Raw genomic sequence first — 26,487 nt, 5'->3', positions numbered from 1 at the left:
GATTTCACTGACCGGCAGGCGGCGTATAGTGAACCCATTAATCGACAACGGGAGAGAGCAATGAGCTCAGAACAGATTATCGTCCAGCAGCCGGAAGAAATAGCTAACCAGCTGATTTTATTGTTTCATGGCGTGGGTGATAACCCGATTTCAATGGGCGAAATCGGTAAGTTTTTCGCTGTTTCATTCCCGCAGGCGCAGGTGATCAGCGTCGGCAGTCCTGACATTTGTGATTTTGGCCGCGGCTTCCAGTGGTTTTCCGTACAAGGCGTGACCGAACAAAACCGTCAGCCGCGTGTGGATGCCGCAATGCCGGCTTTCGTACAGATTGTCCGTGACTGGCAGCAGAAAACGGGTGTCACGCCGGAGCACACCACGCTGGTGGGTTTCTCACAGGGCACCATCATGGCGCTGGAATCGACGAAAGTTGAAGAGCATCTGGCGTCGCGCATTATCGCCTTCAGCGGACGTTTCTCGTCTTTGCCGGAACAGCCGATTGCCGCCGGTACGGTGGTACATTTCATTCACGGCGAGCAGGATCCGGTGATCAACCCGTTCCAGTCGAAAAGTGCGGCAGAACGTCTGAAGTCTCTGGGCTGTGACTGTACTCTGGATTTGCAGGCCGGTATGGCCCACGGACTGGATTCGCATATGATCAACACCGCCATCGCTCATTTACAGAATTACGAGCCGAAATCGCATCAGCGCTGATTTTGCCGAGATTTAAAAAAGAAACGCCCCCGGCTGCATGACAACCGGGGGCGTTTTTTATGTCTGCCTGATGGCGATTATTTGCGGTTTTTACGCATGAAATCATCCATAAAGTTAGTCAGCTTTTCCGCCGCTGGCAGTGAAAGGGCGTTATAGATAGACGCACGGATACCGCCGATGGCGCGGTGGCCTGACAGACCTGAGAAACCTGCTTCATGGCTTTCCGCCAGGAATTTCTTCTCCAGCAATTCATCCGGCAGTTTAAATGCCACGTTCATTTGTGAACGGTCCGCTTTGCTGCTCCAGCCGTTATAGAAACCGTCGCTGTTATCGAGCATCGCGTACAGCAGTTCCGCTTTGTGGCGGTTGGTCTGTTCCATATTGTCCAGACCGCCGACATCATTGAGCAACCAGCGCGTGACCAGCAGTACCACATAAATCGCGAATACCGGCGGCGTATTGAGGTTGGAATGGGATTCCACCTGACGGCGATAATTCAGGAACGATGGCAATTCATCAGACGACGCTTTCACCACGGTGTCGTGCACCAGCACGATAGTGACGCCCGCCGGGCCGATGTTTTTCTGCGCGTGGGCATAGATCACCGAGAATTTATTGGCATCACAGGGTTTGGACAGGAAATCAGAGGACATATCGCAGACACGCGGTACATCGTCACGTCCCAGAACGCGCTGGAACTGTAAGCCTTCCACCGTTTCGTTGGACACGTAATGCAGATACGGTGCGTCAGGCGAAAACGCCAGTTCTTCATCCGCGGGCAGGCGGTTAAACCCGCAAGATTCACCGCTCCACAGCACTTTCACCGGCCCTTCGCGACGCGCTTCGGTGACGACTTTGCTGCTCCAGTAACCGGTATCCAGATATTCTGCGGCATGTTTCTGACCGCGTAACAGCGTCATCGGTACCATCGAGAATTGCTGCGTTGCGCCGCCCTGCAGGAACAGAATGTGGAAATCTTTCGACAAGCCGAGCAGGGTGCGGATGTTGTTTTCGGTTTCTTCAACAATGGAAGCAAACCAGTCGGAACGGTGGCTGATACCGAGGATCGACAGGCCGACTTCCGGCACTTCTTTGATCGCCGCTTCAACTTGTGCGAGTACGACTTCCGGCAATGCGCCGGGACCACCGGAGAAATTAAGGGCGTTACGTGAAATCATGATTATTCTTTTCCTTCTGGCGCATCAGCCGATGCACCGCTGTGCGCAAAGGCACGGGATAACAGCAACTCTCGGCATGCTGTTTTAACTTTATTCATATGGATTTGTTTGTGCGGGAACATCACTTCCAGATCCATCGCGTGGACGACCATCGCCGGATCGATTTCAAAGACCAGCAAACTGCCGTCCGGCGTTTCGCTGCAATCAATGCCCAGATAATCGAGCTGCGTGGTCTCAAAAATAGCCTTCAGCGCCTGCTGATGACGGGCAACGAATTCATGGAAGTTATTCAGGAACGCTGCTTCTTCTTCACGTTTTTTCTGATCTTCATACATGAAGGCGTTGACGTAATGCACCATCCAGTGCGACGAAATCGCCATATGACAGGCATAAGGCACGCCGTCGATCAGCGAAATACGGTATTTACGGAACTGACCATCAGCGTTGCTGTAATCAATGAACTGCGAAAGGAAATAATCTTCCACCTGCATACGGGTCAGATAACCGGCCAGTTCATCCGGACTGGTTATTTTTTCCAGACCATGACCGCCGTGCGAACCGGCTGGTCGCAGGATCACCGGAAAATCACTGCCGGGCAATGCGCTGCTCAGGGAGATGTTGCCTTCCGCTACCGCAGATAAAGCCGAGAATGTCACCGGATGCGCCTGCGCAATGGTTAATCCCGGCTGATTTTGCAACAACGTGCTGGCGTTATGACGCTCGGAGTTGGGGATATGTTGCGGCGCATTGATGACAGGCACCGGCCACTGGCGGGTGATACTTTCCAGCTGCTGTAACAGGAACAGGTTTTCAGTGGTGGCGCTGATGGCGACCATCAGCACATCATGCTCAGGGATCGGCGCTTCAAACGGCGCTTCGGGCGTGATGTAGTAATAAATCAGCTCGATATCGCTGTTTTCCAGCAGGCAATCCAGCGGCACATTGGCCGATAACGTGCCGGGAACCATCAGCATCAGCAGGCGCATTTTTGCCGGTCGTTGTGCGGCATTCAGGGTATAAACCTGCTGCATAGCCAGCGCCTGATCCTGAATAGTCAGCCCGAGATCGGTGCGCTGCAGGCACAACATGACGGTGGACAGGTTCATCCACAGCACGGCGTCATCAGGGTTTTGCTGCGCGCGGGTCACCAGCTCCTGTGCGATGTCAGTACACTCATCACCGGCGATGCTCATACGTAAAAACGGAGCCAGTCCCAGAAATTGCGTGGCGTCGAAATGCTCAGACGCAGCCTGAACAGGGTGGGAAATAGGTAGTGTTTGCAAAGGACGTGTTCTCTCCGTGCATCGGTTTCACGTTGCATGTTACCGGCAGGGGAGAAAGTCAATCGGCGGAGAATCGCTAGATTATCCGCCGACTAATATTGATTAAAGATGAAGGGCTATCGGATGGAAATTACTTTTTCTTCGGCCACTCGTCATCTTTATCCCATTCCGCATTGTTGTCGCGGTGCGGTGGGATCTCCGGTTTGTCTTTCAAAAACTTCTTAACATCCACGCGGTTCAGCTCTTTGATCCCGCTGATTAACATCCCGACCAGTATGATCAGAACGATCCACCAGTAATCTTTAAGCCACTCCATGGTGTGCTCCTTTAAGGGGTGAGAGGGCGATAAATCGCGGAAATATTTCCGTCATCTGACCGGCTAACCAGTCTGCGGCGGCCACTTCCTGTCCTGTCCAGGCGCTGATGAGAACGTGCGGTGTAAGCAATTTCTCGCACTCCTGCGCCAGCGGACGGTAACTCAGATGCCAGGGTTCAACGGCGACACCACCGGTATCTTCTGCGTACGGTCGATAAAAACCAAATTCCGCCATATGTGCCGAAAGCCACTGATTCAGCGGATTAAAATACCCGCCTTCTTCATATTCCCATGGCTCCAGCTGCAGCTTTTTATCAGCCGGTAACAGAGAAGGATCGTACACATCCAGATCACTGCCCCAGTGATGGCGGCTGGCACCCGGCAGCGCCGACCAGCGTAAAATCAGCTCACAACGTTCCGCTGTGGTTAACGCACTGATATCCACCGGCTGGCTGTTCTTATCTAATACTGGTCGCTCGCCGCGAAATTTGCCATTCCAGATCGCCAGCTGGCGACTGAAATCACGAAAAGTGCTGGCCGGTTGCAGATCAAAACCGGCAACACTGGCGGCCTGGCGCATTTTTTCAAATGCCTGCGCTGCCTCTTTCTGCAACCGGTGCGGGCCTTCGCCCAGCGTCACCAGATGCTCAGCGGAGCGGCCGGTCAGCATTTCATGGCTGATCATGCGACTAACTGTTCCATGATGCGCTGATACATGCGGCTCAGAACCTGCAAATCTGCCGCGTGAACGCATTCATTAATTTTGTGGATGGTAGCGTTGACCGGCCCGAGTTCGACAACCTGCGCGCCCATCAGCGCGATGAAACGCCCGTCAGAGGTGCCGCCGGTGGTTTGCAGTTCCGGCGTGATTTCACTGTAGTGACGTACAGCGTTAACCACCGCATCGACCAGCGCACCGCGTGAAGTCAGGAACGGCTGACCGGAAACCACCCAGTTCAGGGTGTATTGCAGGTTATGTCGGTCCAGCAGTTCTGCCACGCGCTGTTTGATGATGGCGTCAGTCAGTTCGGTGCTGAAACGGAAATTGAACTGAACATACAGCTCGCCAGGGATCACGTTATTGCTGCCGGTACCGGCGTTGATATTGGCGATTTGCATGCTGGTCGGCGGGAAGAACTCGTTGCCGTTATCCCACACGGTGGCGACCAGTTCATTCAGCGCAGGCATGGCGCGATGCACCGGATTGTCCGCCAGATGCGGATAGGCGACATGTCCCTGAACGCCGTGTACGTGAAGATTAGCCGTCATCGAACCGCGGCGGCCATTTTTAACAATATCGCCGACGCGCGTGGTGCTGGAAGGCTCGCCGACTAAGCAGTAATCGAGGCGCTCATTGCGTTCCATCAGCGCGTTGACCACTTTTACGGTGCCGTTGACGGCGCTGGCTTCTTCATCTGAGGTGATAAGAAACGCCAGACGACCCTGATGATTCGGATTTGCGGCAACGAAACGTTCCGCCGCGACCACCATCGCCGCCAGCGAACCTTTCATGTCTGCCGCACCGCGACCATATAACATTCCGTCGCGCAGCGTAGGCTCGAACGGACCGGTCACCCACAGCTTATGATCGCCGGTCGGCACGACATCCGTATGACCGGCAAAGGCCAGCGTTTTACCTTCGCCGCGAGTGGCCCAGAAATTCAGGGTATCGCCAAAATGCATGGGTTCCACGTGAAAGCCAGCGGCTTCGAGGCGGGCAATCATAATTTCCTGACAGCCAGCGTCATCCGGGCTGAGGGAAGGACGGCGGATTAACTGTTGGGCTAAATCGAGAACCGGACAACTCATGTTACTTCACCTGTGCGAGAAATTGCTGATAGGTTTCTGGTTTGAATCCCAGCAGGGACTGACCGTCGGCGGCCAGCAAAAATGGACGTTTGATCACCGCAGGCTGTTCGAGCATCACCGCTTTGGCGCTGGCTTCGTTATCACAGGCTGAGCGCGTGGCTTCATCAAGTTTGCGCCAGGTCGTTCCGCGCGTATTGAGCATGGCTTCCCAGCCTTGCTTATCCAGCAGATTCTGCAACAACGTATCATCCAGCCCTTCGACACGGTAATCATGAAACTGGTATTCAACCCCGTTTTCTTCCAGCCAGCGGCGGGCTTTTTTCACGGTATCGCAATTTTTTATGCCGTAGAGAATAAAAGAGGTTGGAGCGGAAGTCGTTGCCATAGAAAAACGTAACCTGTCAGTAAAATAAGAACTTTTTACCCGCATAAAAACGGACGTAAGGATGGAACACATAATGAGGCAAAACGGCTGCAGGATCCAGACGGGGCGGGATTGTGATCGCGCTTAAAAAATAATGAAGGCCTTTTTACATGCTCAAAAAATAGACGTATAATCCGTCCGTCCAATCAAGGGGAGTAAAATGTTAGAGCAAGAGTTAGGTCACTGGAAAGACTTTATCGACCGTATGTTGAAAGCGTAATTGCCCACATCGTTACCGTTAAAGCAAAGAAAAGATTTATTCTCAGTGCAGTACGTCATTATAAAAAACGTTTGTTCAGGAAGACCATTACGTCCGATTTAGCGACGATTCTCACAGCCAGTAAATCATTAATAAAAAAGGCGTTAATTCACATTAACGCCTTTTTTGTTGCCTGAAATTCAGCGCCGTTATTTGTGATCTGCGGGCACTGTCTTAGCGATATCGGCAATCACGGGATGCGCTGTTTTCCCGGGAAACCGGCGGCGGATCAGCACAAAGAACAGCGGCACGAAGAAGATGGCCAGGATCGTTGCGGAAATCATCCCGCCGATGACGCCGGTACCGACCGCGTGCTGGCTGCCTGAACCAGCGCCCATGCTGGTCGCCATCGGCAGAACACCAAACACAAATGCCAGCGACGTCATCAGTATCGGACGCAGACGCATTCTCGATGCTTCAAGCGTGGCCTCCAGCAATTCCTTGCCGCGAACATTCAGGTCATTGGCAAACTCGACAATCAGAATGGCGTTTTTCGCCGACAGGCCGATGATGGTCAGCATCCCGACCTGGAAGTACACATCGTTTTCCAGCCCGCGCATCCAGGTGGCAATCACCGCGCCGAGTACGCCGAGCGGAACGACCAGCATCACCGAGAACGGAATGGACCAGCTCTCATACAACGCGGCCAGACACAGGAACACCACCAGCAGAGAAATGGCATACAGCGCCGGAGCCTGCGAACCTGACAATCTTTCCTGATACGACAGACCTGTCCATTCGAGGCCAATACCTACCGGCAATTTCGCGACCAGTTTTTCCATGTCATCCATCGCCGTACCACTGCTGATGCCCGTTGCCGGTTCACCCACAATTTCAAGTGCGGAATAACCGTTGTAACGTTCCAGACGCGGTGAACCGGTCAGCCATTTTGAAGTGGCGAAAGCCGAGAAGGGCACCATGGTTCCGGCAGAATTTCGCACATACCAGCGGTTGATATCGTCCGGCAACATGCGGTATTGCGCTCCGGCCTGCACATAGACTTTCTTAACGCGGCCACGATCCACGAAGTCATTGACGTAGGTTGAGCCCCACGCGGTACTTAACGTGCTGTTGATATCCGCGATCGCCACGCCCAGCGCCTGTGCTTTCACCTGATCGATGTCGATCTGCAATTGCGGACTGTCATCCAGACCGTTGTGACGAACGCGGGTCAGGTTACTGTCTTTCGACGTCATTTCAAGTAACTGGTCGCGTGCTGCCATCAGTGCGGCGTGACCCAGCCCGGCGTGATCCTGAAGTTCCATATCAAAGCCGGTCGCGCTGCCGAGACCGTTGATGGCGGGCGGGCTGCTGGCGATAACGCGGGCTTCGGTTATCTTGTTAAACGCTTTGGTCGCCCGTTCAATCAGAGCAAAAGAAGAATCGTCTTCACCGGTGCGTGCATCCCACGGCGTCAGTCGCACGAACATACGGGCCACGTTCTGCCCGTTACCGCCGGGGCCTGCGCCGATGGTCGAGAATACCGAAAGCACGTCTTTCTTATCTTCTTGCAGGAAATACTTCTCGACCTTTTCCACGACTTTTTGCGTCTGCTGCAACGTCGAACCCGGCGGCAGCTGGATCTGCACGGTGAATACACCGCGGTCTTCCATCGGCAGGAATGAGGTTGGCAGTTTGATAAACATGACGGCCAGCAAGGCGACCAGCGCCGCATAACCGAGCATGTAGCGCACACTGTTACGCAGCACGCGTGCCACGCCGTTTTCGTAGCGACGGGCATTGCGGTCGAACATCCGGTTAAACCAGCCGAAGAAGCCGCGTTTACCGTGATGATGTCCCTGCGCGATAGGCTTGAGAATGGTGGAGCACAACGCCGGTGTCAGCGTCAGGGCGACGAACACTGACAACACCATCGCGGAAACAATCGTAATGGAGAACTGACGGTAAATTGCGCCGGTAGTGCCGCCGAAGAATGCCATCGGCACGAATACTGCCGACAGCACCATGGTGATACCCACCAGCGCACTCTGAATTTGTCCCATCGATTTTCGCGTCGCCTCTCTGGGGCTGAGGCCTTCTTCGCTCATCACACGCTCGACGTTTTCCACCACCACGATGGCGTCATCCACCAGCAGGCCGATGGCGAGCACCATCGCGAACATCGTCAGGGTATTGATGCTGTAACCGAACTGATGCAGTACAGCGAATGTCCCCAGCAATACCACCGGCACGGCAATGGTCGGGATAAGCGTCGCACGGAAGTTTTGCAGGAACAGATACATCACCAGGAACACCAGCACGATCGCTTCAAACAGCGTTTTCACCACGTCGGTGATCGCCGCTTTGACGAATGGCGTGGTTTCGTAGGCGATTTCGGCTTTCAGCCCGTGCGGATAATAATGAGAAAGCTCTTCAAGACGCGCACGGACGGCCTTGTCCGTTTGCAGTTCGTTGGCACCGGACGCCAGTTTCACACCCATACCGGATGCGGCCTGTCCGTTATACCGGCTGAGCAGGGCGTAGTTTTCCGCGCCAAGGCCGATGGTTGAGACATCACCAAGTTTGACCTGCGAACCGTCCTGATTCACTTTCAAGGTGATCTGGCGGAACTGTTCAGGCGTCTGTAACTGAGACTGCGCGTTAATGGTGGCATTCAGCGCCTGAAAATCCACAGAAGGCGCACCGCCGAGCTGACCGACGGCCACCTGACTGTTTTGCGCTTTAATCGCGGTGACCACATCGGCGGTAGTCAGTTGATAATTATTCAGCTTGTCCGGGTCGAGCCAGATACGCATGGCGTACTGCGAACCGTACGCATCAATGCTGCCGACGCCGGGCACGCGGCTCAGCGGATCCTGAATATTAGACGCCACATAGTCGGCGATATCCTGCTTATCCATGCTGCCGTCTGTGGAAACAAACGCCACCATCATCAGGTTGGTATCACCGGTCTTTGAGACGGTCACGCCTTGCGTCTGCACGTCCTGTGGCAGACGTTTCAGCGCCTGTTGCAGCTGGTTTTGCACCTGCTGGAGCGCTTCGTTCGGATCTGTACCGGCAGTAAAGCTCAGGGTTATCTGAGACTTACCGTCGTTACTGCTTTGCGAAGACATGTACATCAGATTATCGAGGCCCGTCATGTTTTGTTCGATAATCTGGGTAACGGTATTTTCTAATGTTTGTGCTGATGCGCCGGGATACGTTGCAGAGATCCTGACGTTTGGCGGAGCCAGATCAGGGTACTGCTCAACCGGAAGAAAATAGATCGCGAGTGCGCCGGTCAGGGAAATGATGATCGCTAAAACCCAGGCAAAAATCGGGCGATCGATGAAAAAGTTAGCCATGCTTCAGGAACCTCGTTGTCACTCTGGCGTGAGTGACTAACATCAGCAAACAAACACATTGCCAGTAATCTGACAAAAAAATCCCCTGAGCATTGTCTTCATAGAAATTGTCTTTTCAGAAGAGGTCTCAGAGGCGGTACTGTCCCGGCGGGACGGAGCGAGTGTTAGAGTGGTGTTCTACGCCTAAGCACTTTACCTGTTCATATGGCATAAAACGTGGAGAAATAAAGGAGATAATGTAAAAAATCCTCCCCGTACACAGGGTTATCTCTCAGCGATATTCGCTGAAACAGTCTACTCTTTGGCTATCTTCATTTTTATGACATCCCGGCAGGAGCTGTCCAGATGAGTTTGCTAATAAATTCCGTCTTTGCCCGTCGTTTATATCTTTGCTGGTTGATCGAGAATGAACAAAAACCGAATGTGCCAAAGCTGATGGAAATCACCGGCTGGCCACGGCGCACTTTGCAGGATGTGCTGAAAGCTCTGCCCGGAATGGGCGTCGGGCTGGAGTTTGTACAGCAGGGCGTGCGCAACAATGACGGTTATTATCAGCTCTCGAGCTGGGGGCCGTTAGATCCCCAATGGATTGAACGTCATAGCGAGCAACTTCTGGCCGCGATTGAGCACGGTTGACGGTAGCGGCAGCCGATGAATCCGGCTATGCTGTCTGGCTTCTCTCACAACTTCTGAGCGGGGGCACGCAATATGTCATCTCATGACAAGTCATCCAGAATCGAAAACGTCCGGAACCAGTTACTCTCTGATAACTGGTATGTTCTTCGCAAATATACCTACGACTTAATCAAGCGCAATGGCGAACGCCAGCCGCAGTCCCGCGAAGTGTATGACCGGGGAAACGGAGCGACAATCCTGCTTTATAACCGGCCTAAAAAAACCGTCCTGCTGATCAAACAGTTTCGTATGCCGACCTACGTCAATGGCAATCCGACCGGTATGCTGCTGGAAACCTGCGCCGGTTTACTCGACAACGATTCGCCTGAAGACTGCATCCGTAAAGAAGCGATTGAAGAAACCGGTTTTGCGGTGGGCAAGGTAGATAAACTGTTTGAAGCCTATATGTCGCCGGGAAGTGTGACGGAGATTGTTCACTTTTTTGCCGCAGAATACGATGAGTCGCAGCGTCAGAACGCCGGTGGCGGTGTGGAAGATGAAGATATCGCTGTGCTCGAAGTGCCGTTCACCGACGCACTGGCGATGATCAAAGATGGCCGCATTAAAGACGGCAAAACCATTATGCTGTTACAACATGCGCAAATTCAGGGCTGGCTGGCATAACGTTTCCGCCTCTGAACTTCAATGAAATGAGCTTCAATAAAAAAGGCACCCGACGGTGCCTTTCGTCTTTTAGTGTTCCTGACTGATAGCGACGCTACCCGCATGACCTTTCATCGCAGACCACGGCAGAATCGACCATTCCGGACCTTCGCACGAACGTAAAACGCGGGCGAACGTCGGGTCAAAATACAGTCCTTTCTTCGTGAAATACCACGCCGGGAATTGCCAGACAGAAGTATCCGAGTAATCACAATCATCATCACTTTCTTCGGTCGGCTTTTTCATTTGCTCCGGATACGCCGCCGTCAGCTGCTTCACCAGCCACGGCGCCCATTTCTTATCGCGATAATCCGCAAACGTATCAAAATCCACGTCATTTTTTCCCGTCAGGGTACGATCTTCCGCATTCAGATAATGGAAAGGCGCGCCTTCGCCAACCCATACCACATCTTCCAGCGTCAGTGTTTCTGCGGTTTTGGCATTGAGGTTGACCGGCGATTCGCCGAAATCAGGATGCGCACCGCCACAATCATACGAGGTAAACACGCTGACACTGACGATTTCATCACTCAGGTATTCCGGTGTGACGGTCTGCTGATATTCACCCTGACCAAACCGGCTCGCGCCCAGCATACAGGCATGCCAGCCGCTGACTTCCTGCCACAAACGGGTACGCAATTTCTGGTTAATCGCCTGCATTTCCGTTTCCGGATAGCCTGACACAATTTCAAAGAAGCTGATTTTCGACTGCGGCTCCGTCCACCATTGCAGCTGGTAGCCCATGAAATTCTCGTTTTTACCCGCTTTGAGTTGCAGCGCAGATAACCGCAGATACTCGTAAGGATCGGTATGAATAAGCGCGCTCAGGTAGCCGTCGTCCGTGGCTGCTGCGGGCATTTGCACCGGTTGCAGCTTCACCGGCAATGTTTTTCCTTGTGGATTGGTCCAGTTGCCTTGCCAGCCGCCATTCTCATCTTTCGTCAGGGTCAGTTCAGGACGTGGCGTATCGTCAAAATCGTCCAGACCTTCCTGAAGTTTGAGTTCCTGACCATCCAGCGCACCGTTGAGGGGTAAATCTAAATGATATTTCTGATAGAAATACCGGCCAGTGACTTCGTCTGGTTTATTTAAATCCAGTTCGAGCACAATGCTGGTTTTACCCAGTGTGCCGGAGTACACCACCGGCGGCTCTTCAGCCAGCGCAGGCAGTGAAAACACGGCTATCAGCCAAATCCATAACTTCATCTGAATCTCCCGGAGAAATGAAAGTCATCCTTTACGCCATTATTTTTCGTTATTGGCTTTGCCAGTGTACTGAATGTTTCGTTACGTCACCATTACGTGATTTCATATCCGGCGAAAAATTATCCTCTGTAAAAGCCCGATCGGGCGGGGTATCTCTTTCTTATTTCGAATAAAAAATGCTGCATTGTTGGCAGTCTCTTGCCGGGTGTTACGCTATTATCAGAAAGATAAATCCAAACAGAGTTGAAACTCATAATGTGCAGATGGATAACCGCCCCTTTATGCCTGCTGGGCACGCTGCTGGCTTTTAGCACGCAGGCTGAGCCCTTACAGGCCATTTATAGCGACTGGCAGGTCAGTTGTGACAACCTTAACCACTGTGTCGCGCGCAATTCTCAGGACGGCCAGGAACTGGTGATGAAAATCAGTCGTGAAGCCGGACCGGAAGGAAAATCCTCCGTCAGCATTGATTATCAGCGTAACAGCGATGAACAAAGTGCAGATGCGCCGGTTGCCGGACGCCTGCAAATGAACGGCAAAACCCTGAGCTTTAATCACCGTGAATGGGATGTCAGTAAAAAACATCTTTCCACAAATAATCGTCTGGTAGTGAATGATTTTATCGCCGCCATTCGCGAAGGCAGCGCAATTTCGCTGGCGGGTAAAGCGGATCCAGCGCAACCGGTGCCTCCGGTGATTTCCCTGAAAGGCATAAAAGCCGCATTACTGGCGATCGATGCCCAGCAGGGGCGCGTCGGTACTAAAACGGCGTGGGCTAACCACGGCACAAAACCGGTGAATACCGTACCGCCGATCCCGGCCACGCCGGTTCTGCCGCATTTCAGTGAACCGCAGGCGTTAACCGAATCTGAAATCTCAGCCATCACGCAAAACGCGGCGACCACGATTGAGAATAACGATTGCAGCCTGGATCCTTCTGAACGTGAAGTGCATATTTTTGCCTTGAGCAGCGACAAGGCCCTGATGACCGTCAATTGCGATATGGGTGCGTATAACCTCTTCGCACTGGGTTTTCTGGTGAACCGGCAGGCGCCTTATAAGATGGACGATCTGGCGCTGAATATGCCGTTTAAACTGGGTGAGGATGAGGAGTCACCTGAGCTGATCAATGCGGATTTCGATCCTAAAACCGGCACGCTTTCGACCTATGACAAAGGGCGGGGTATCGGGGATTGTGGTGTTTCATCGCGCTGGATATTTGATGGTAAAGCGTTCCGGCTGGCGGCGTTTGCTTCTGAACCCAGCTGCGACGGGTACAGCAGCGGCGGAGAATGGCCGGTACTTTGGGTGACTCAACCGTAATCCCGGCACAAACTGCGAATAAAAAAATGCCCTGTGAGCTTTCGCTTGCAGGGCATTTTCTTTTGCAGTGTTACGTCGCCGGAAAGTTTATTCGGACGCTTTCACCACGACTTTGTTGCTGGCGAACTCAACGTTCATATCAGCAACGATTTTGCAGCGCTTACGGGTTTCGACTTTGCCGTTGACCATAACCTGGCCTTCAGCAATCACTGCTTTCGCAGTACCGCCGCTGTCACACCAGCCCATAAATTTGAGCAGATCGCACAGTTCTACGTGCGGGTGTTTTTCGAGAAAGAAAGTTTCCATGTGTTCCTGACTTTTTATGTAGTGCGAATTGTTTAAGGCTTACTGGCGCTGATGTCGTGATATTCCTCGCACGCCTGCAAGGTATTCTGAATCAGCGTCGCGACCGTCATCGGGCCAACTCCGCCCGGCACCGGTGTGATAAAGGAAGCGCGCTCGGCGGCGGCATCATATTCCACATCGCCGACAACTTTACCACTTTCCAGGCGGTTAATACCGACATCAATGACAATCGCGCCCGGTTTAATCCATTCGCCGGGAATAAAGCCTGGTTTACCGACCGCAACCACCACCAGATCGGCATTCTCAACATGATGTCGCAAATTTTTGGTGAAACGGTGCGTAACGGTGGTGGTGCAACCGGCCAGCAGTAATTCCATGCTCATCGGACGGCCAACAATGTTGGAAGCGCCGATCACCACCGCGTTCAGACCGAAGGTATCGATACCGTAACGCTCGAGCAGCGTCACGATGCCACGCGGCGTACAAGGGCGCAGCGTTGGCGCACGCTGGCACAGACGGCCGACGTTATACGGATGGAAACCGTCGACGTCTTTGTCCGGATGAATGCGTTCCAGCACTTTAATGTTATCGATACCGGCGGGCAGAGGAAGCTGCACCAGAATACCGTCGATTTCGCTGTCATTATTGAGCTTTTCAATCAGATCCAGCAATTCGCCTTCGGTAGTGGTTGCAGGCAAATCGTAAGACCGAGAGATGAACCCGACCTCTTCACACGAACGGCGCTTGCTGGCGACATAAATCTGCGATGCCGGGTTTTCACCTACCAGCACCACAGCCAGACCCGGCGCACGTTTTCCTTCGGCCAGTCGTTGTTGAACACGCGCCGCAACTTCGCTTCTGACTTGCTGCGCAATCGTTTTACCGTCAATAATCTTTGCTGCCATCAGGGAATAAATCCATCAATTAATAAATGCAGGGGGATGCGCCTATTTTGTCAGAAGCGGCGGGCGCTGTCAGGCGTTGAATGCGAATAACTTGTTTAAACGGGTGAGAATTGCGGGCGAGAATTTAACCTGAGACAGTGGCGAAAAAAGTGTCTATTTTAGATATGACTCTTTTTAAATCATAAGGAAAGAAACAAATGACACGCAAAGTGGGGATCATCGGTGTCGGTCATGTGGGCGCTGATGTTGCATTCTCTCTGGTCACGCAGGGGTTGTGTGACGTGATTGTCTTGCTCGATGAGAACGAATCTAAAGCGGCCAGTCAGGCGCTGGAGTTGCGTGATATGGCGTCGCTGACCGCTTCACGCGTGCAGGTCATCGCCAACGATTACAGCGAACTGCGTGATGCCGACGTTTTAGTCATCGCCGTCGGCCCGAAAACCTTACTGCGTGAAGATCGTCTGGAAGAACTCGCTGAGACCCGCGCCGCCGTGCGTGAAGTTATCCCGCGCGTGATTGCCAGCGGTTTCGGCGGCGTTATCCTGAACATCACCAACCCGTGCGATGTTATTACGCAAATTATTCAGCAGACCAGCGGATTCCCGGACACGCAGGTGTTTGGCACCGGCACGTCACTGGATACCGCGCGCATGAAACGCGTGGTCGGCGAGTTCTTTGGCATCGATCCGAAAAGCGTGACCGGCTATGTCATGGGTGAGCACGGCGAATCGCAGTTTGTCGCCTGGAGCACCGTGACACTCGGCGGCCGTCCGGTGGCAGAACTGGCGGGCGATCGTGACGTCGACTGGGCAAAAATGAACGATGCCGTGCGCGGCGGTGGCTGGGAAATCCTGCAAGGGAAGGGCTGGACCAGTTTTGGTATCGCGACAGCAACGGCGCGACTGGTGGATGCGATTTTGTCCGATGCGCACAGCGTCTGGCCGGTTTCGGCCTGGGACGAAGAACTGGGTGTTTATATCGGCCAGCCGGCGGTCATCGGCAAAAAAGGTATTGTGCAAACGCTGCAACCGGAACTGACTGCTTACGAAGGTGTGGCGTATCACGCTTCCGCCCGTGTTATCGCGGCAGCGCTGAAATCTGAAAAATAGCCAACACCCGTCACATAACGTTGCAAGGCGGTCCGGGAATATCTGCAAATTGTTCAGGCATTAAGCAGAGAGTTCGAAAGCCATTGACTCGTCCCGGTCTGCCCGTATAATCCGAACCCGCAACGCTCCCGAAAGGGACAAGCAATGCGCCCTTAGCTCAGTTGGATAGAGCAACGGCCTTCTAAGCCGTAGGTCACAGGTTCGAGCCCTGTAGGGCGTACCACCCTTACTTATTTTAACGTCTCCCAAAGTCCACTAATCCCTCTAGTACCAAGGCTTTCAGCAATATTCCATTATCTCAACGTCTATTGCCATCCATTGAAATCAACATGCAAATGGGGGTATAAATGGGGGTATCCTCAGGTTCAATGAAGTGAGATACCCCCAATTGAAACTCAACGCCCGTCAGGTCGATACTGCCAAGCCTAAAGATAAACCCTACAAGCTCAGTGATGGCGGTGGCCTGTATCTCTTGGTCAATACTAATGGGTCACGCTATTGGCGCCTCAAATACCGGATAAACGGAAAAGAGAAACTGCTTTCCATTGGAGTTTATCCAGACGTTCTTCTGGCTGCGGCGAGATCAAAACGTGATGAGGCTAAACGAACATTAGCTGCCGGTGGTGATCCGGGACAGGAAAAACAGGCTGAAAAGCAGTCGAGAAAGGTTAGCGTTGAAAACACCTTTGAAGCCCTGGCCAGAGAATGGCACGCCTATAAAAAACCGAACTGGTCTAAAGGTTACTCAGAGGATCTAATGGAGTCGTTCGAAAACGACATTTTCCCGTATGTCGGCAAACGTCCTGTTGCTGAAATTAAGCCGCTTGAGATTCTCGATGCGCTGCGTAAGTTAGAAAAGCGTGGTGTTTTAGACAAAATGCGCAAGATCCGTCAGGCGTGCAGTCAGACCTTCAGATATGCGATCGTGACTGGCAGGGCAGAAAATAACCCTGCTGGTGATCTTGCTGGTGCATTGGCAGTTCAGAAACATCAGCACTACCCCCATCTATTATCCTCAGAGCTGCCTGAGTTTCTCCGTTCGCTGAATCAATATTCCGGTAGCCAAATTACATTAAGAGCAACAAAGCTGCTTTTACTAACCGGCGTTCGTACCATTGAGTTACGTGCTGCCGAATGGGCTGAGTTCGATCTCCAGAACGATATCTGGGAAATACCCGCATCTAGAATGAAGATGAAGCGGCCGCATCTGGTTCCGCTTTCGAGGCAAGTAAAAGAACTCCTGCTAGAAATTCAAGACCTCACTGGTCGGTTTAAATTAGTTTTCCCCGGGCGCAATGACAGCCTTAAGCCGATGAGTGAAGCCAGTATTAACCAGGTGATTAAACGCATCGGCTATCGTGGCAAAGCTACTGGTCACGGTTTCCGTCACTCCATGAGCACCATTCTGCACGAACAGGGCTATAACACTGCCTGGATCGAACTACAGCTGGCTCACGTAGATAAGAACAGCATCCGGGGTACTTATAACCATGCGCAGTACCTGGAGGCTCGTAGAGAAATGCTGCAATGGTATGCCGATTACATGGACTCACTGGAACGCTCTTAGGGAAGCCAGCCAGAGGAAGGATACGCTTACACAGCTCTCTCTCACATGAGAGAAAAGTAGGTTGGTTCAGTTGGTTCAGTAGGTTCAATATTTTATTTAAATGATTTGTAAGAGATTTTAGTGAAATGTTGAACCGACCTTGAACCGACTTTAGGTCTTTTGAACCGACCTTGTTGTGTGAATGCTCAAACGACTAAGTTGGGTACTTAACAGGTGCTGAATGCTGGACGAGTATACAGTAGTGTTTTATAGTAGATGTCTATGGAGTGAGTATATTATTGAGTTTATAAAAGCGATTTTCGGTTGATAAATTAGCGCATTACAAATAGGTGGATACATAATGGCTAAAGCATTAAGAAAAGACTTTTCATGGTTTAACATGAAAAACTATGAATTTATCGATGAGTTAACTATCCCGCAACTAATCCAAGAACTCGAATGGAGGGATCTTCTTTTCAGATATCTTCGTGAGGAAGGTTTTGATATTGAAAACGACGAAGTTTATATAAAGTATGAAAGAGTATTTAAAGGTGATCCTTTTCTTGAACAGCAAAATGAAGAGGAATTAGAAACTAATAATATGATTGAGTCAATTCATGAACAAATTCACTCCGATAGAGATGAAGATTTACCTTCACTTGATTCAAAACTAGGTGTTTCTCCACTAAATTTTGCTGAATTATCTTTTTATGCTTGTGTTGCTATAGACCAGGGTATGTTTAAAAGGGATGAAGAATATCTCTCAATAAAAACAAATGCCATGCTATCAAGCGTTACCGGTAATCTAGATGGTTATTTTGATAATCGTGTTCTTGCTGAAATAGACTTAGATGAGGCAACCGATGAGGAAATCGTAACAAGCTTGAAAAGACTCTTACCTTTATGGCGAGAAAAATTATCATTGCCTGAAAAACCGCATGTTGCCCAGAAACGAGTTGGTTTAAAAACCTTACAAAAGTTGATTAATAATCGAGTCCTCCCGATCTTAGATTTACTTCTGTGGGGAGAGAGAGCTGGTAAAGAAGTAACCAACCCAATGCTATCTATTCTTGTTTTCCCTGACGACCCAAAAGATACACAAGCCATCAAAGAATCGATCAAACCATTTGCATTCGAATCAATGGATGAAAGGTACACTCGTTTATTAAGATTGTACGTTAATAAAGATGGAGATTTACGCGCTACAAAGATACGGGATCTTATGCGTAGAGATTTGTGAGCTGCAAAATTCTACGAAAACGATCAAAGCGATTATCGAGATTTACACTTGGGAATTTCTCAGAGAAAGTAACAATGAATAAATCTCGATAAAAATTATTTTTTTAGCCTCCTCTCATTGATTCATCCTTAATAATTTAAATTCTCTGTTATCTACTGACATCCATACAAGATGAACATAAACAACGGGGATCTACATGCTAAAGCAAAACCAGTCACTTATCCGTATGCCTGAAGTACTTCGTCGTATTGGTTATGGTAAGGCATGGGTTTATAAACTCATTGCTCTGAATCTGTTTCCTAAACCAGTTAAAATTGGCTCCCGTTCTATTGCGTTCGTTGAAAGCGAAATTGACGAATGGATCAACCAACGCATTGCGGAATCCCGCAAGGATGTCGCCTGATAAAAGCACTGGGTGTTCATTACTTGCGAGAGTTTGCGACTCGATTCATTCATCATTTGTATGCCGTCGCGACAGCTACTAAAAGCTTAAACGGAGAATAACCAATGAAACTAAAAAATACCGCCTTTACTGGCGGGGACCAGACTCATCCTGAATTCGTTAGTAGCGTTATTCCAATGCTCACTGATCCATCCATGAGTAGTCTGGAAATGGTGGATTACATTAATGCGGAGCGCAAGGCGAAAGCCGAAGCGGAAGGCATGCCATTTCCTTGTAAGAAATACCGAAAGCTTCGGCACGATAATTTTATGAAAAAGGTGCCTAGGGTTATTGGGGATGCAGCTCCTAAATTTTTAGGAACTGGCAAATACCTCAATGGCACCGGGGCTGAAGTGAAGTGCGATATCTATAACTTCCCCAAACGCGAAGCTTGTTTGATGGCGATGAGTTACAGCTATGAGTTGCAAGCAGGGGTGTTTGACCACATGACCGAGCTCGAAATGCAGGGGCAAGGGGAGATTCACACTACTATTCAGCACATGGAAAATATTGTTGCGACTGCATGGAAGGTGTCTGATGAAGATTCGTCGGATGCTGGCCGCCGTTTACGTAAGCGTCAGGATGATTTACCAATACTGAAGAAGGCCGAGAAACTAGTTCGTGAATTCAGGCAATTTTCGCTGGATTTGATTGGCGGCGGCAAAGTAAAGGTGGTGTCATGATTTCGACAACCACAGCCCCGACATTATCGGGTCAGTTGAGCGTGTCTTTTAGTCCCGCGCAGGCTTTGCACAACTCTTTGGGAGTTTCCCAATGCCGCCCCGGGCGTCTAACGTACCGCCAGCGTTTTGATTATCGCGAAACGCGAGAATTGGCTAACTTGATGATTTTGTTTAATTCCGGTGAATCGCCGGAATCAGCTAACCCGTTGATTTATCCGAGGCCGTCACTTTGCACCAGCGAACACGATTACTGTTCGTGTTCACTTAAACCGGAAAACTATTCCGGATCGGCCGAACATAAACATTACTTAGGTTCGCTGGTCATCCATTGCGGATGTACCCATGAAAATCAGCAACCTACAGGCAAAGAAAAAGGCAGCACTGCGAATGCTGCCCTTTGTGATGATTGCTCTTCCATTCATGAGGAAAATCAATCTCCAAAAAATTTTGGAGATAGCCAACCCTCTTTCAGAGGGGCAGTCCACTACGAAAGTTCCGTAGTTCACATTTCAACCTACACAAAAAGTGTAGGTCAGTCCTCTTGCGATTCCTTAGCTTTCTTGCGCTGCCTGCGTTTGATCTCGTTACGTGCAGAAGCCACTAAAAAACCTGCGATACTTTCCCCATCTTCTTTTACAAGTTCGATGGACTCCAAGTCTTCTAAAGGCAATCTTACAGATACCTGTAGTGACTTATTATTCTTTCTACCTGTAGCCATTACTGATTCTCACGTCGTTAGGTGGTGTTCAGTATGCACTAAATTATTTTTACTTGAAACATTGACGTGGTGTTCACCTGAGAATATATTGGTGGTGTTCACCTTGCTTCATGCATGGTGCAAAAATGACAACGCCCCAGAGTGGTGGAACACTACTGAGGCGTCTATCCAAACCGTTAGTAAGGATAACGATATGGCATGTTTACATGATACCCAAACTCGCCCTGAGAAAAAATACCTCTGGCGCTTTCTTGCCCTAAATCGCTCAGATATTGGTGCAAAACCTTGCCGCATTTCGGTTGAAGCACCAACTGAGCACGATGCTCGCCGGGTTCTTGCCCCGTTCTTCATCCTCTCTCTGTCCGCTCGCCTGTCTGCACAGGGGGTGTGCAATGTCTAAAACCAAAACGCCTTTAGCACCTTTACACCTCGATCTCCTGGATAACATGAATCGCATCTCGTCCTATCTGGACACAGCCATGTTCCTGGTTGGTCACGATGAAACTCATGCGCTGGGTATCGAGTTGATGGAACTGGCGCTGGTCGTCATTAAAAAAGCCAACGATGCCCATGACTTTGCAAAAGGAGAGCCAGCCAATGCGTAATCTTTCTGCCAAACGAGCTGCTGGAAAAATGGAGCGTAAAACTTACGACGTCCCAACGGATCCTCAGCTCTACGCAATCATGACCGCTGAACTGTTGGCATGTGCGCACCAGTTAGCAATCAACAACGACAGCAGCACCAATCACTGGATCGAGGCTTTACTGGCTGTTGCCGCTGAGCGTGCCAAAGATTTGGCCGATATGTTAGAAGATGGGGAGGTTACTAATGGCTAAGAAAACTGAACTGGCGCTCGTGAACGCCAAAGACTTGCAGGTTATCGAATATCGTGGTCAGCGAGTTGTGACTACTGAGCAGTTGGCGGCAGGTTATGGTACAGACGTCGAGAATATTCGCCGCAACTTCAACCGTAATAAATCCCGGTTCATTGAAGGTAAGCATTACTTCCAGATCTCGGGTGACGAGCTTGAAAATTTGCGCATCTCTTTTAGTCCTGCGCAAATTTCGAACAAAACGCGCAGCCTGACACTATGGACTGAACGCGGCGCTGCCAATCACTCGAAGATGCTGGAAACCGATCAGGCATGGGAGTACTTCAATGACCTGAGTGAGTTTTATTTCACTAAGCGTGACGTGCTGCCAGCGCCCACCGACCTTAGCCGTCTTGAGATCCTTCAGATGGCAATCGACTCAGAGCAGGGACGCCTGGCTGAAAAGCAACGCGCCGATAATGCTGAACGCACCAAAGGCCAGATCAGCCGCAAGCGTGAAGCTCAGGCATTGGGCAAGCTGGGTGCCGTTACCCGTAAGTGCAATGTCCTTTCGGAACGTCTCGGTGAAAGCACCAAACACGCGACAGTGACCGCAGTCCTCAATGCCACCGGCACTGAATATAAGTGGGCTCCGCTGCGCAAATGGTGCCGTGCCAATAATATGGAAGCCAAGTTCGTCGCTGATGAACGCTGGGGAAGTGTCAAATCATGGCCTGCCGAGGCATGGCTGGCTGAATACGGTGTGGATCTGCGCAAACTGTTCGGAGGTGAGGCATGAGCCATATCGAAAATATTTTAATCCGAGCTGATATCCATTCCGAAGAAACTGACTCGCTGAAAAACATCCGTATGCACTCAGAGGCGGCTTATGAAGGCTTGATTTCTGGCTTGGGTGCCATTGGCAATATCGCATTCTGGGCTTGTGACAATAAGAACTACAGCGACGATATGGCGCGTTCTGACTTATGCGCTCTTGGTGAAATGTTGATGTACGTTCCTGGCATTACGGCTGCGCTGAAATTTAATGCAGAAGAGGCAGATTTTAATATCAAGGAGCGAGAGCAGAAAAAGAAACGCTAACGCCAAATATTAATTAGTCACTCTCAATAAATTTAATACCGACTCTGGTCGGGGGATCCCCTCGGCCTGAATTCGGGAGGAGCATTATATGACTCACCAACTTGAATTAAATCGTAAGCATATTGCCGGTGCATTTGTTGAGTACTGCAAGCGCCGCAGCGGTGGACACCCTGTGTGCACAGTGACAGTAAAACGTAAGCAGGTGATCCTCGGTGACCTGAGCACTGACGCCGTGTGTCGCTGCCTGAAGGACTGTTTTGAAGTGCAGTGCCACAAAGAATATGGGCAGGCCAGCAGCATTGAACTTCTGACTTCTACGTATTCCAGCATGACGAATAAGGACAACAGCAAGCTGACGGAGGAGGGCATTGAGTTTATGGCGGACATTATGAGCAATGCAGTCGAAATAGCGCTGAATGATCCTAAGAATAATTCTCTCGGCCTGGAGATGTATTAATGACAACCAGCTTAACTATCCGAGATGTAATACGTTCAGCGTCGGGTCGTTGGAGAGAGATTTATGAGTCATTAGGTATCGATGTACCACGAACAGCGGGTGTTCATGGGCCGTGTCCAGCCTGTGGGGGCAAAGACCGATTCCGGTTTGATGATCAGGAAGGAAGGGGTACGCATTTCTGTAACCAATGTGGTGCCGGTGATGGTCTGGATCTAATCACAAAGGCGAAGACCTGTTCTGCATCTGAAGCGGCGGTGATGGTAGCTGAAGTTCTTTCATTGCCTATGCGAACCGTGCCCGTCGTCACTAAAACGGTGACAACTGATGTCACTGCAAAAGTGACAAAACTGCTTAAAGACTGTTCCCGCGGCGAGTCACATTACCTCGCTAAAAAGGGGCTTCCAAGCCCCTTCGATGCCCTTTTAGATGATGGCTCGATGGTGATCCCGCTTCGCGATATGCACGGTGCCGTGACTGGTGCACAGATTATCAAGCCGTCTGGAGAAAAGAGACTGCTGGCAGGAACCAAAAAGAAAGGGTCTTTTGTCGCACCTTTGCCACTTCCTGAGCAGGTTGAATCGGTGGTGATCACTGAAGGTTACGCCACCAGCGCTACGACCGGATTACTGATGCTGGATGCACTTTTTGTTGCATCGATTGACGCCGGTAATTTGTTGCCGGTCGCGCAGTTGTTCCGTGAAAAATACCCAGAAGCTCGGATCATTATTGCCGGGGATAACGACTGGCATGAGCCCGGTGAGGTTGATGAGCAGGGTAAACCGAAAGTGAATACCGGCAAACTGTCAGCAGAAAAGGCGGCTCTCGCAATCAACGGTTGGGTGACTTTGCCACCGGGTGAAATTAAAGCCGATTGGGATGATCATCGCCAACAACATGGGCTTGAAGCCGCCAAGCAGGCTTTTATCAGCGGCCTGTATCAGCCTGAGAGTGGAAGCGAGAAAGTACTGCTGACCGTCATCGAAGGTGGAAAACGTACAGCCAAAGATGATCTCAAGCCTTATGTCGATGGTCGCCGCGGCGGTTTGTACTGGATTGAACCGAAACTGGATAAAGACAGCGGCGAAGTGAACGAGAAAGAAGCGTGGCTTTCCTCTTACGTGGAAGTCGTCGGAGTCGGAGAAGATGATGCTGAGCGTTACCTCATTCTTGCCTGGACGCCAGAGGGCAGCAATACGCAGCGGACGGAGGCTATTCCGCTGCGTGATATTGGTGAGCGTGAAGGATGGGCCAAGCTCAAAGCAGGTGGAATGCTCATTACTTCTAAAAGCGGATTGAAGGCCATTCTTGCAGACCACTTACAGCGCAGCGGTAAGCGTGAGATGTGGGCAATTGCCAGCGCCAGCGGGTGGCAGTGCGGCGCTTATATCATGCCCGACGGTGAGGTGTTGGGATGTCCTGATAAACCGGTTCTGTTCAACGGGCGTTCTGCCGCTGCGCGGGGTTACACAGTTAAAGGGACGGTTGATAGCTGGCGTGAAAGCGTGGCTAAACTGGCGAGAGGCAATCCCTCCATGATGTTGGGTATCGCGTGCGCATTGGCGGCACCGCTCATAGGTATTGCTGGCGCTGATGGTTTTGGCGTCCACCTGTTCGGTGGTTCATCTGCAGGGAAAACTACGACGGGGAATGCGGCCAGCACGGTTTATGGTGAACCTGATGCGCTCAAGCTGACGTGGTACTCGACGGCGCTGGGGCTGGTGAACGAGGCGGCGGCGCACAACGATGGTTTTATGCCGCTGGATGAAATCGGGCAGGGTAGCAATCGCCGGGCGGTGGCCGATGCTGCTTACGCACTTTTCAACGGTGTCGGGAAAATTCAGGGGGCTAAAGAAGGTGGTAATCGTGACGTTAAGCGCTGGCGGGCAATGGCGTTCAGTACCGGTGAAATCGATATGGAAAGCTACATCCGTGCAGATGGCGGCAAGATAAATGCGGGTCAACTGGTGCGCCTGCTGAACGTGCCAATTACCAAAGCAACGGAATATCACGGTTACGCCGATGGTAAAACTCACGCTGATGCGATGCGGGATGCGTGCAAACAGAACTATGGCGCCGTCGGTCGGGTATGGATCAACCAACTTGCTGGCCAGAAAAAGCTTGCTGTCGATACTGTCCGCACTGCCGAGCGCCGGTGGTTGGGGCTGCTGCCGGAGGAAGCCAGCGAACAGGTGCGGCGCGTTGCTTCACGCTTTGCTGTTCTCGAAGGTGCATTGCTGCTTTCTAAGCAACTTACCGGATGGAGCGAACAGGAAGGTCGTGACGCTCTGCAACACAGCTTCAATGCCTGGGTAAATGAGTTTGGTATGGGGAACCGGGAGAGTAAAGCCTGGGTAGAACAGGCTGTGGCATTCCTACAGCAATTTGGCTACAGCCGCTACTTACCTCACCCCCACACTGACCCGCGTGATTTACCGATCCCTAAACTTGCTGGTTATCGGGAGAAAAAGGATGGGTTTGAAACTCTTGTCTTCCACACATACCCCTCTGTATTTCGTGACGAAATCGCTGCCGGAGCCAATCCTGTTGCTTTTGCACAAGTACTAGCAGACGCCGGAATGTTGGATAAACCGGCAAAAGGGATAGGGAAAAAGACGCTCAGAATTGACGGGAAGCAACCGCGCTTTGTGGTTCTGATGATGCCAGATGACACCGAGGAGTAAGGATTATGACAGCACACATTGCAGCACGTGGCCGACTGGTGGCCGATATCCAGACCAAAACAACCAGCAGCGGATCCTCAATGGCACTCGGGCGGATGGCTGTCGCTTTGCCCTGCAGAGATGCGGAAGACGGACAGTTAACTTTCTGGCTGGCTGTTACAGCCTTCGGAAAGCAGGCTGACTTCCTCGCTAAACACAGCAAAGGTGACCTCATCAGCGTTTCGGGTTCGATGAACATCAGCCAGTGGACTGGCAGTGATGGTCAGTTGAACACCGGCTATCAGGTGCTGGCGGATTCCGTTATCAGCGCCAGAACGGTGCGCAGCGGCGGTAAGCGTCCGTAATTAAGATGGCGGCCTGAGTGCTGCCTTTAACCATCTGAATACAGGGTGTGCAAATGACACAAGAGCAGAAAGACGAAGTCCTGCGCCTCAAGCGTCAGGGGAAGGGCTACAAAACGATTTCCAAACTCACCGGCATCAATATCAATACGGTAAAAACGACTTGTCGCCGTTCAGGGCTGTTTCGAGATAACCCTGAACACAGGGTGCTCTTTACTATCCCGGAGCAAAAATACAGTACCGCCGTGACGATCCCAAAGCCGTTGCCGCCTCAACGTTCTGTCACTGGCGACAAACAAACCGATGCTTATCTGTGGGTACTGGAAGTCATCAAGACCGGCGAGCCTACCCATATTGCCGCAGCAGAGGATGCGCTTAAAAAACTGACCATCACACCGAAGCAGGCGCAGGAGAATTATAGCCGATACCTGCAACAGGGTGGTGCGGGGTGGACTGCCATATTTTCAACCATGTGGATGGACAACCCGCAGCATTATATCGATGCGTCTAAGGAGCAATATATCAAAGCGGGTTCAGTCCGGGGGGTTTTTGGCAGCCTTCAATCAGCTTTTGAACCTGTGGGAGCAGAGGTGCGTATTGAGGCGGTCTACGGTAAGTATCAGGATATTTATTGCGATTATATGAAGAAAGGGCCGGGTGAATTTGTTTTTACAGATGTATTGCCCGAGCCATTCACTTTAAGTGATGTCGTAAGGGAGATCTTGTATTGGGATTGGCTGTACTCGATGCGAATCAGCGCTTACAGAGAGCTCTACCCAGATGAGAACTTATATGAGGATACCCACCTTTGGGATCGGGAGCGTTATCTTGACGGTCTTTTAGAAACGATAAAACCGCTTACCCGCGGTGAAGCTCTGGACGTGCTTAAGTGGTACCTGAAATATCCGCGTTTTCAAGACATGAATGCGGACAGTGATGAGGTGTATCTCAACCTGATAGGCATGCATGAAGTGGCGTAATTACTGGTTGTTT

Annotated in this window: 28 protein-coding genes and 1 tRNA gene; 19 read left to right on the top strand and 10 right to left on the bottom strand. The window is 51.1% G+C overall.

Features of this window, described 5'->3' with window-relative positions; translation table 11 throughout:
• Nucleotides 1-60 precede the first annotated feature (60 nt).
• The gene (gene ypfH, locus ACJY2G_RS11230; protein WP_120160270.1) at nt 61-711 is read left to right on the top strand and encodes an esterase; all 651 of its coding nucleotides are present in this window, start codon (nt 61-63) and stop codon (nt 709-711) included.
• A 77-nt stretch (nt 712-788) separates the two neighbouring features.
• Here ypfH and ACJY2G_RS11225 read toward each other — a convergent pair whose 3' ends face one another.
• The 7 genes from ACJY2G_RS11225 to acrD form a co-directional block, all read right to left on the bottom strand.
• Nucleotides 789-1,889 carry a phosphoserine transaminase gene (locus ACJY2G_RS11225; protein WP_430318928.1) on the bottom strand — a complete coding sequence of 367 codons (1,101 nt, stop codon included), beginning with the start codon at nt 1,887-1,889 and terminating at the stop codon, nt 789-791.
• Between the two features lie 2 nt (nt 1,890-1,891).
• A complete protein-coding gene (locus tag ACJY2G_RS11220; protein WP_430318929.1) occupies nt 1,892-3,172 on the bottom strand; it encodes an ATP-grasp domain-containing protein in 1,281 nt (426 codons plus the stop codon).
• Nucleotides 3,173-3,302: 130 nt separating this feature from the next.
• Nucleotides 3,303-3,488 (bottom strand): YpfN family protein, encoded by a 186-nt coding sequence (locus ACJY2G_RS11215; protein WP_112287588.1) that lies wholly within the window; start codon nt 3,486-3,488, stop codon nt 3,303-3,305.
• A complete protein-coding gene (locus tag ACJY2G_RS11210; protein ID WP_430319107.1) occupies nt 3,475-4,158 on the bottom strand; it encodes a M15 family metallopeptidase in 684 nt (227 codons plus the stop codon). Before ACJY2G_RS11210 ends, ACJY2G_RS11215 begins: the two co-directional genes overlap by 14 nt.
• Nucleotides 4,159-4,169: 11 nt before the next feature.
• Nucleotides 4,170-5,297: a succinyl-diaminopimelate desuccinylase gene (gene dapE, locus ACJY2G_RS11205; protein WP_112287590.1), complete on the bottom strand. Its 1,128-nt coding sequence runs from the start codon at nt 5,295-5,297 to the stop codon at nt 4,170-4,172.
• 1 nt (nt 5,298) lies between these two features.
• Complete coding sequence (locus tag ACJY2G_RS11200) at nt 5,299-5,682, bottom strand: ArsC family reductase (RefSeq protein WP_113876095.1); 384 nt, start codon at nt 5,680-5,682, stop codon at nt 5,299-5,301.
• A gap of 447 nt (nt 5,683-6,129) precedes the next feature.
• Entirely contained in the window at nt 6,130-9,285 is a 3,156-nt protein-coding gene (acrD, locus tag ACJY2G_RS11195) for a multidrug efflux RND transporter permease AcrD (RefSeq protein ID WP_430318930.1), read from the bottom strand.
• Between the two features lie 351 nt (nt 9,286-9,636).
• On the opposite strand from acrD, the gene ACJY2G_RS11190 reads away from it, so the two are divergent.
• Both ACJY2G_RS11190 and nudK read left to right on the top strand, forming a co-directional pair.
• Entirely contained in the window at nt 9,637-9,921 is a 285-nt protein-coding gene (locus ACJY2G_RS11190) for a winged helix-turn-helix domain-containing protein (RefSeq protein ID WP_208644615.1), read from the top strand.
• Between the two features lie 72 nt (nt 9,922-9,993).
• Complete coding sequence (nudK, locus tag ACJY2G_RS11185) at nt 9,994-10,584, top strand: GDP-mannose pyrophosphatase NudK (protein WP_439291755.1); 591 nt, start codon at nt 9,994-9,996, stop codon at nt 10,582-10,584.
• Nucleotides 10,585-10,653: 69 nt separating this feature from the next.
• Here the strand turns inward: nudK and ACJY2G_RS11180 are convergent, their stop codons facing one another.
• A complete protein-coding gene (locus tag ACJY2G_RS11180; protein WP_430318931.1) occupies nt 10,654-11,829 on the bottom strand; it encodes a hypothetical protein in 1,176 nt (391 codons plus the stop codon).
• A 255-nt stretch (nt 11,830-12,084) separates the two neighbouring features.
• On the opposite strand from ACJY2G_RS11180, the gene ACJY2G_RS11175 reads away from it, so the two are divergent.
• Complete coding sequence (locus tag ACJY2G_RS11175; RefSeq protein WP_430318932.1) at nt 12,085-13,152, top strand: DUF1176 domain-containing protein; 1,068 nt, start codon at nt 12,085-12,087, stop codon at nt 13,150-13,152.
• Nucleotides 13,153-13,239: 87 nt separating this feature from the next.
• Here ACJY2G_RS11175 and ybcJ read toward each other — a convergent pair whose 3' ends face one another.
• A complete protein-coding gene (gene ybcJ, locus ACJY2G_RS11170; RefSeq protein WP_112287597.1) occupies nt 13,240-13,458 on the bottom strand; it encodes a ribosome-associated protein YbcJ in 219 nt (72 codons plus the stop codon).
• A gap of 32 nt (nt 13,459-13,490) precedes the next feature.
• Nucleotides 13,491-14,363 carry a bifunctional methylenetetrahydrofolate dehydrogenase/methenyltetrahydrofolate cyclohydrolase FolD gene (gene folD / locus ACJY2G_RS11165; RefSeq protein WP_095925051.1) on the bottom strand — a complete coding sequence of 291 codons (873 nt, stop codon included), beginning with the start codon at nt 14,361-14,363 and terminating at the stop codon, nt 13,491-13,493.
• A gap of 197 nt (nt 14,364-14,560) precedes the next feature.
• Here folD and ACJY2G_RS11160 point away from each other — a divergent pair, with 197 nt between their 5' ends.
• The 15 genes from ACJY2G_RS11160 (at nt 14,561) to ACJY2G_RS11090 (ending at nt 26,474) form a co-directional block, all read left to right on the top strand.
• Nucleotides 14,561-15,472 (top strand): L-lactate dehydrogenase, encoded by a 912-nt coding sequence (locus tag ACJY2G_RS11160; RefSeq protein ID WP_430318933.1) that lies wholly within the window; start codon nt 14,561-14,563, stop codon nt 15,470-15,472.
• 146 nt (nt 15,473-15,618) lie between these two features.
• A tRNA-Arg gene (locus tag ACJY2G_RS11155) sits at nt 15,619-15,695 on the top strand.
• Between the two features lie 165 nt (nt 15,696-15,860).
• A complete protein-coding gene (locus tag ACJY2G_RS11150; RefSeq protein ID WP_439291754.1) occupies nt 15,861-17,039 on the top strand; it encodes a tyrosine-type recombinase/integrase in 1,179 nt (392 codons plus the stop codon).
• 340 nt (nt 17,040-17,379) lie between these two features.
• Nucleotides 17,380-18,258, top strand: a complete 879-nt coding sequence (locus ACJY2G_RS11145; protein WP_439291753.1) for a DUF6387 family protein — start codon at nt 17,380-17,382, stop codon at nt 18,256-18,258.
• A 196-nt stretch (nt 18,259-18,454) separates the two neighbouring features.
• A complete protein-coding gene (locus ACJY2G_RS11140; RefSeq protein WP_439291752.1) occupies nt 18,455-18,661 on the top strand; it encodes a helix-turn-helix transcriptional regulator in 207 nt (68 codons plus the stop codon).
• A gap of 104 nt (nt 18,662-18,765) precedes the next feature.
• Nucleotides 18,766-19,383: a Rha family transcriptional regulator gene (locus ACJY2G_RS11135; protein WP_439291751.1), complete on the top strand. Its 618-nt coding sequence runs from the start codon at nt 18,766-18,768 to the stop codon at nt 19,381-19,383.
• Entirely contained in the window at nt 19,380-20,501 is a 1,122-nt protein-coding gene (locus tag ACJY2G_RS11130) for a host cell division inhibitor Icd-like protein (RefSeq protein WP_439291750.1), read from the top strand. The genes ACJY2G_RS11135 and ACJY2G_RS11130 overlap by 4 nt, the downstream gene beginning before the upstream one ends.
• Nucleotides 20,494-20,706, top strand: a complete 213-nt coding sequence (locus tag ACJY2G_RS11125; RefSeq protein WP_213051199.1) for a hypothetical protein — start codon at nt 20,494-20,496, stop codon at nt 20,704-20,706. Before ACJY2G_RS11130 ends, ACJY2G_RS11125 begins: the two co-directional genes overlap by 8 nt.
• Entirely contained in the window at nt 20,699-20,938 is a 240-nt protein-coding gene (locus ACJY2G_RS11120) for a hypothetical protein (RefSeq protein ID WP_439291749.1), read from the top strand. Before ACJY2G_RS11125 ends, ACJY2G_RS11120 begins: the two co-directional genes overlap by 8 nt.
• On the top strand, nt 20,931-21,713 hold the full coding sequence (locus tag ACJY2G_RS11115; RefSeq protein WP_439291748.1) for an ORF6N domain-containing protein: 783 nt from the start codon (nt 20,931-20,933) through the stop codon (nt 21,711-21,713). The genes ACJY2G_RS11120 and ACJY2G_RS11115 overlap by 8 nt, the downstream gene beginning before the upstream one ends.
• Entirely contained in the window at nt 21,710-22,015 is a 306-nt protein-coding gene (locus ACJY2G_RS11110) for a hypothetical protein (RefSeq protein WP_439291747.1), read from the top strand. Before ACJY2G_RS11115 ends, ACJY2G_RS11110 begins: the two co-directional genes overlap by 4 nt.
• Nucleotides 22,016-22,103: 88 nt before the next feature.
• Complete coding sequence (locus tag ACJY2G_RS11105) at nt 22,104-22,472, top strand: hypothetical protein (RefSeq protein WP_439291746.1); 369 nt, start codon at nt 22,104-22,106, stop codon at nt 22,470-22,472.
• Nucleotides 22,472-25,153 carry a DUF927 domain-containing protein gene (locus ACJY2G_RS11100; RefSeq protein WP_439291745.1) on the top strand — a complete coding sequence of 894 codons (2,682 nt, stop codon included), beginning with the start codon at nt 22,472-22,474 and terminating at the stop codon, nt 25,151-25,153. Before ACJY2G_RS11105 ends, ACJY2G_RS11100 begins: the two co-directional genes overlap by 1 nt.
• A 5-nt stretch (nt 25,154-25,158) precedes the next feature.
• Entirely contained in the window at nt 25,159-25,497 is a 339-nt protein-coding gene (locus ACJY2G_RS11095) for a single-stranded DNA-binding protein (protein ID WP_439291744.1), read from the top strand.
• 53 nt (nt 25,498-25,550) lie between these two features.
• Nucleotides 25,551-26,474 carry a hypothetical protein gene (locus tag ACJY2G_RS11090; RefSeq protein WP_439291743.1) on the top strand — a complete coding sequence of 308 codons (924 nt, stop codon included), beginning with the start codon at nt 25,551-25,553 and terminating at the stop codon, nt 26,472-26,474.
• Nucleotides 26,475-26,487: the final 13 nt, after the last annotated feature.

Source organism: Rahnella sp. ATs2, from assembly GCF_051851855.1.
Lineage (GTDB): Bacteria > Pseudomonadota > Gammaproteobacteria > Enterobacterales > Enterobacteriaceae > Rahnella > Rahnella variigena.
Note: the sequence above shows the minus strand (reverse complement) of the source record. Positions and strands in the feature narration are given on the sequence as shown.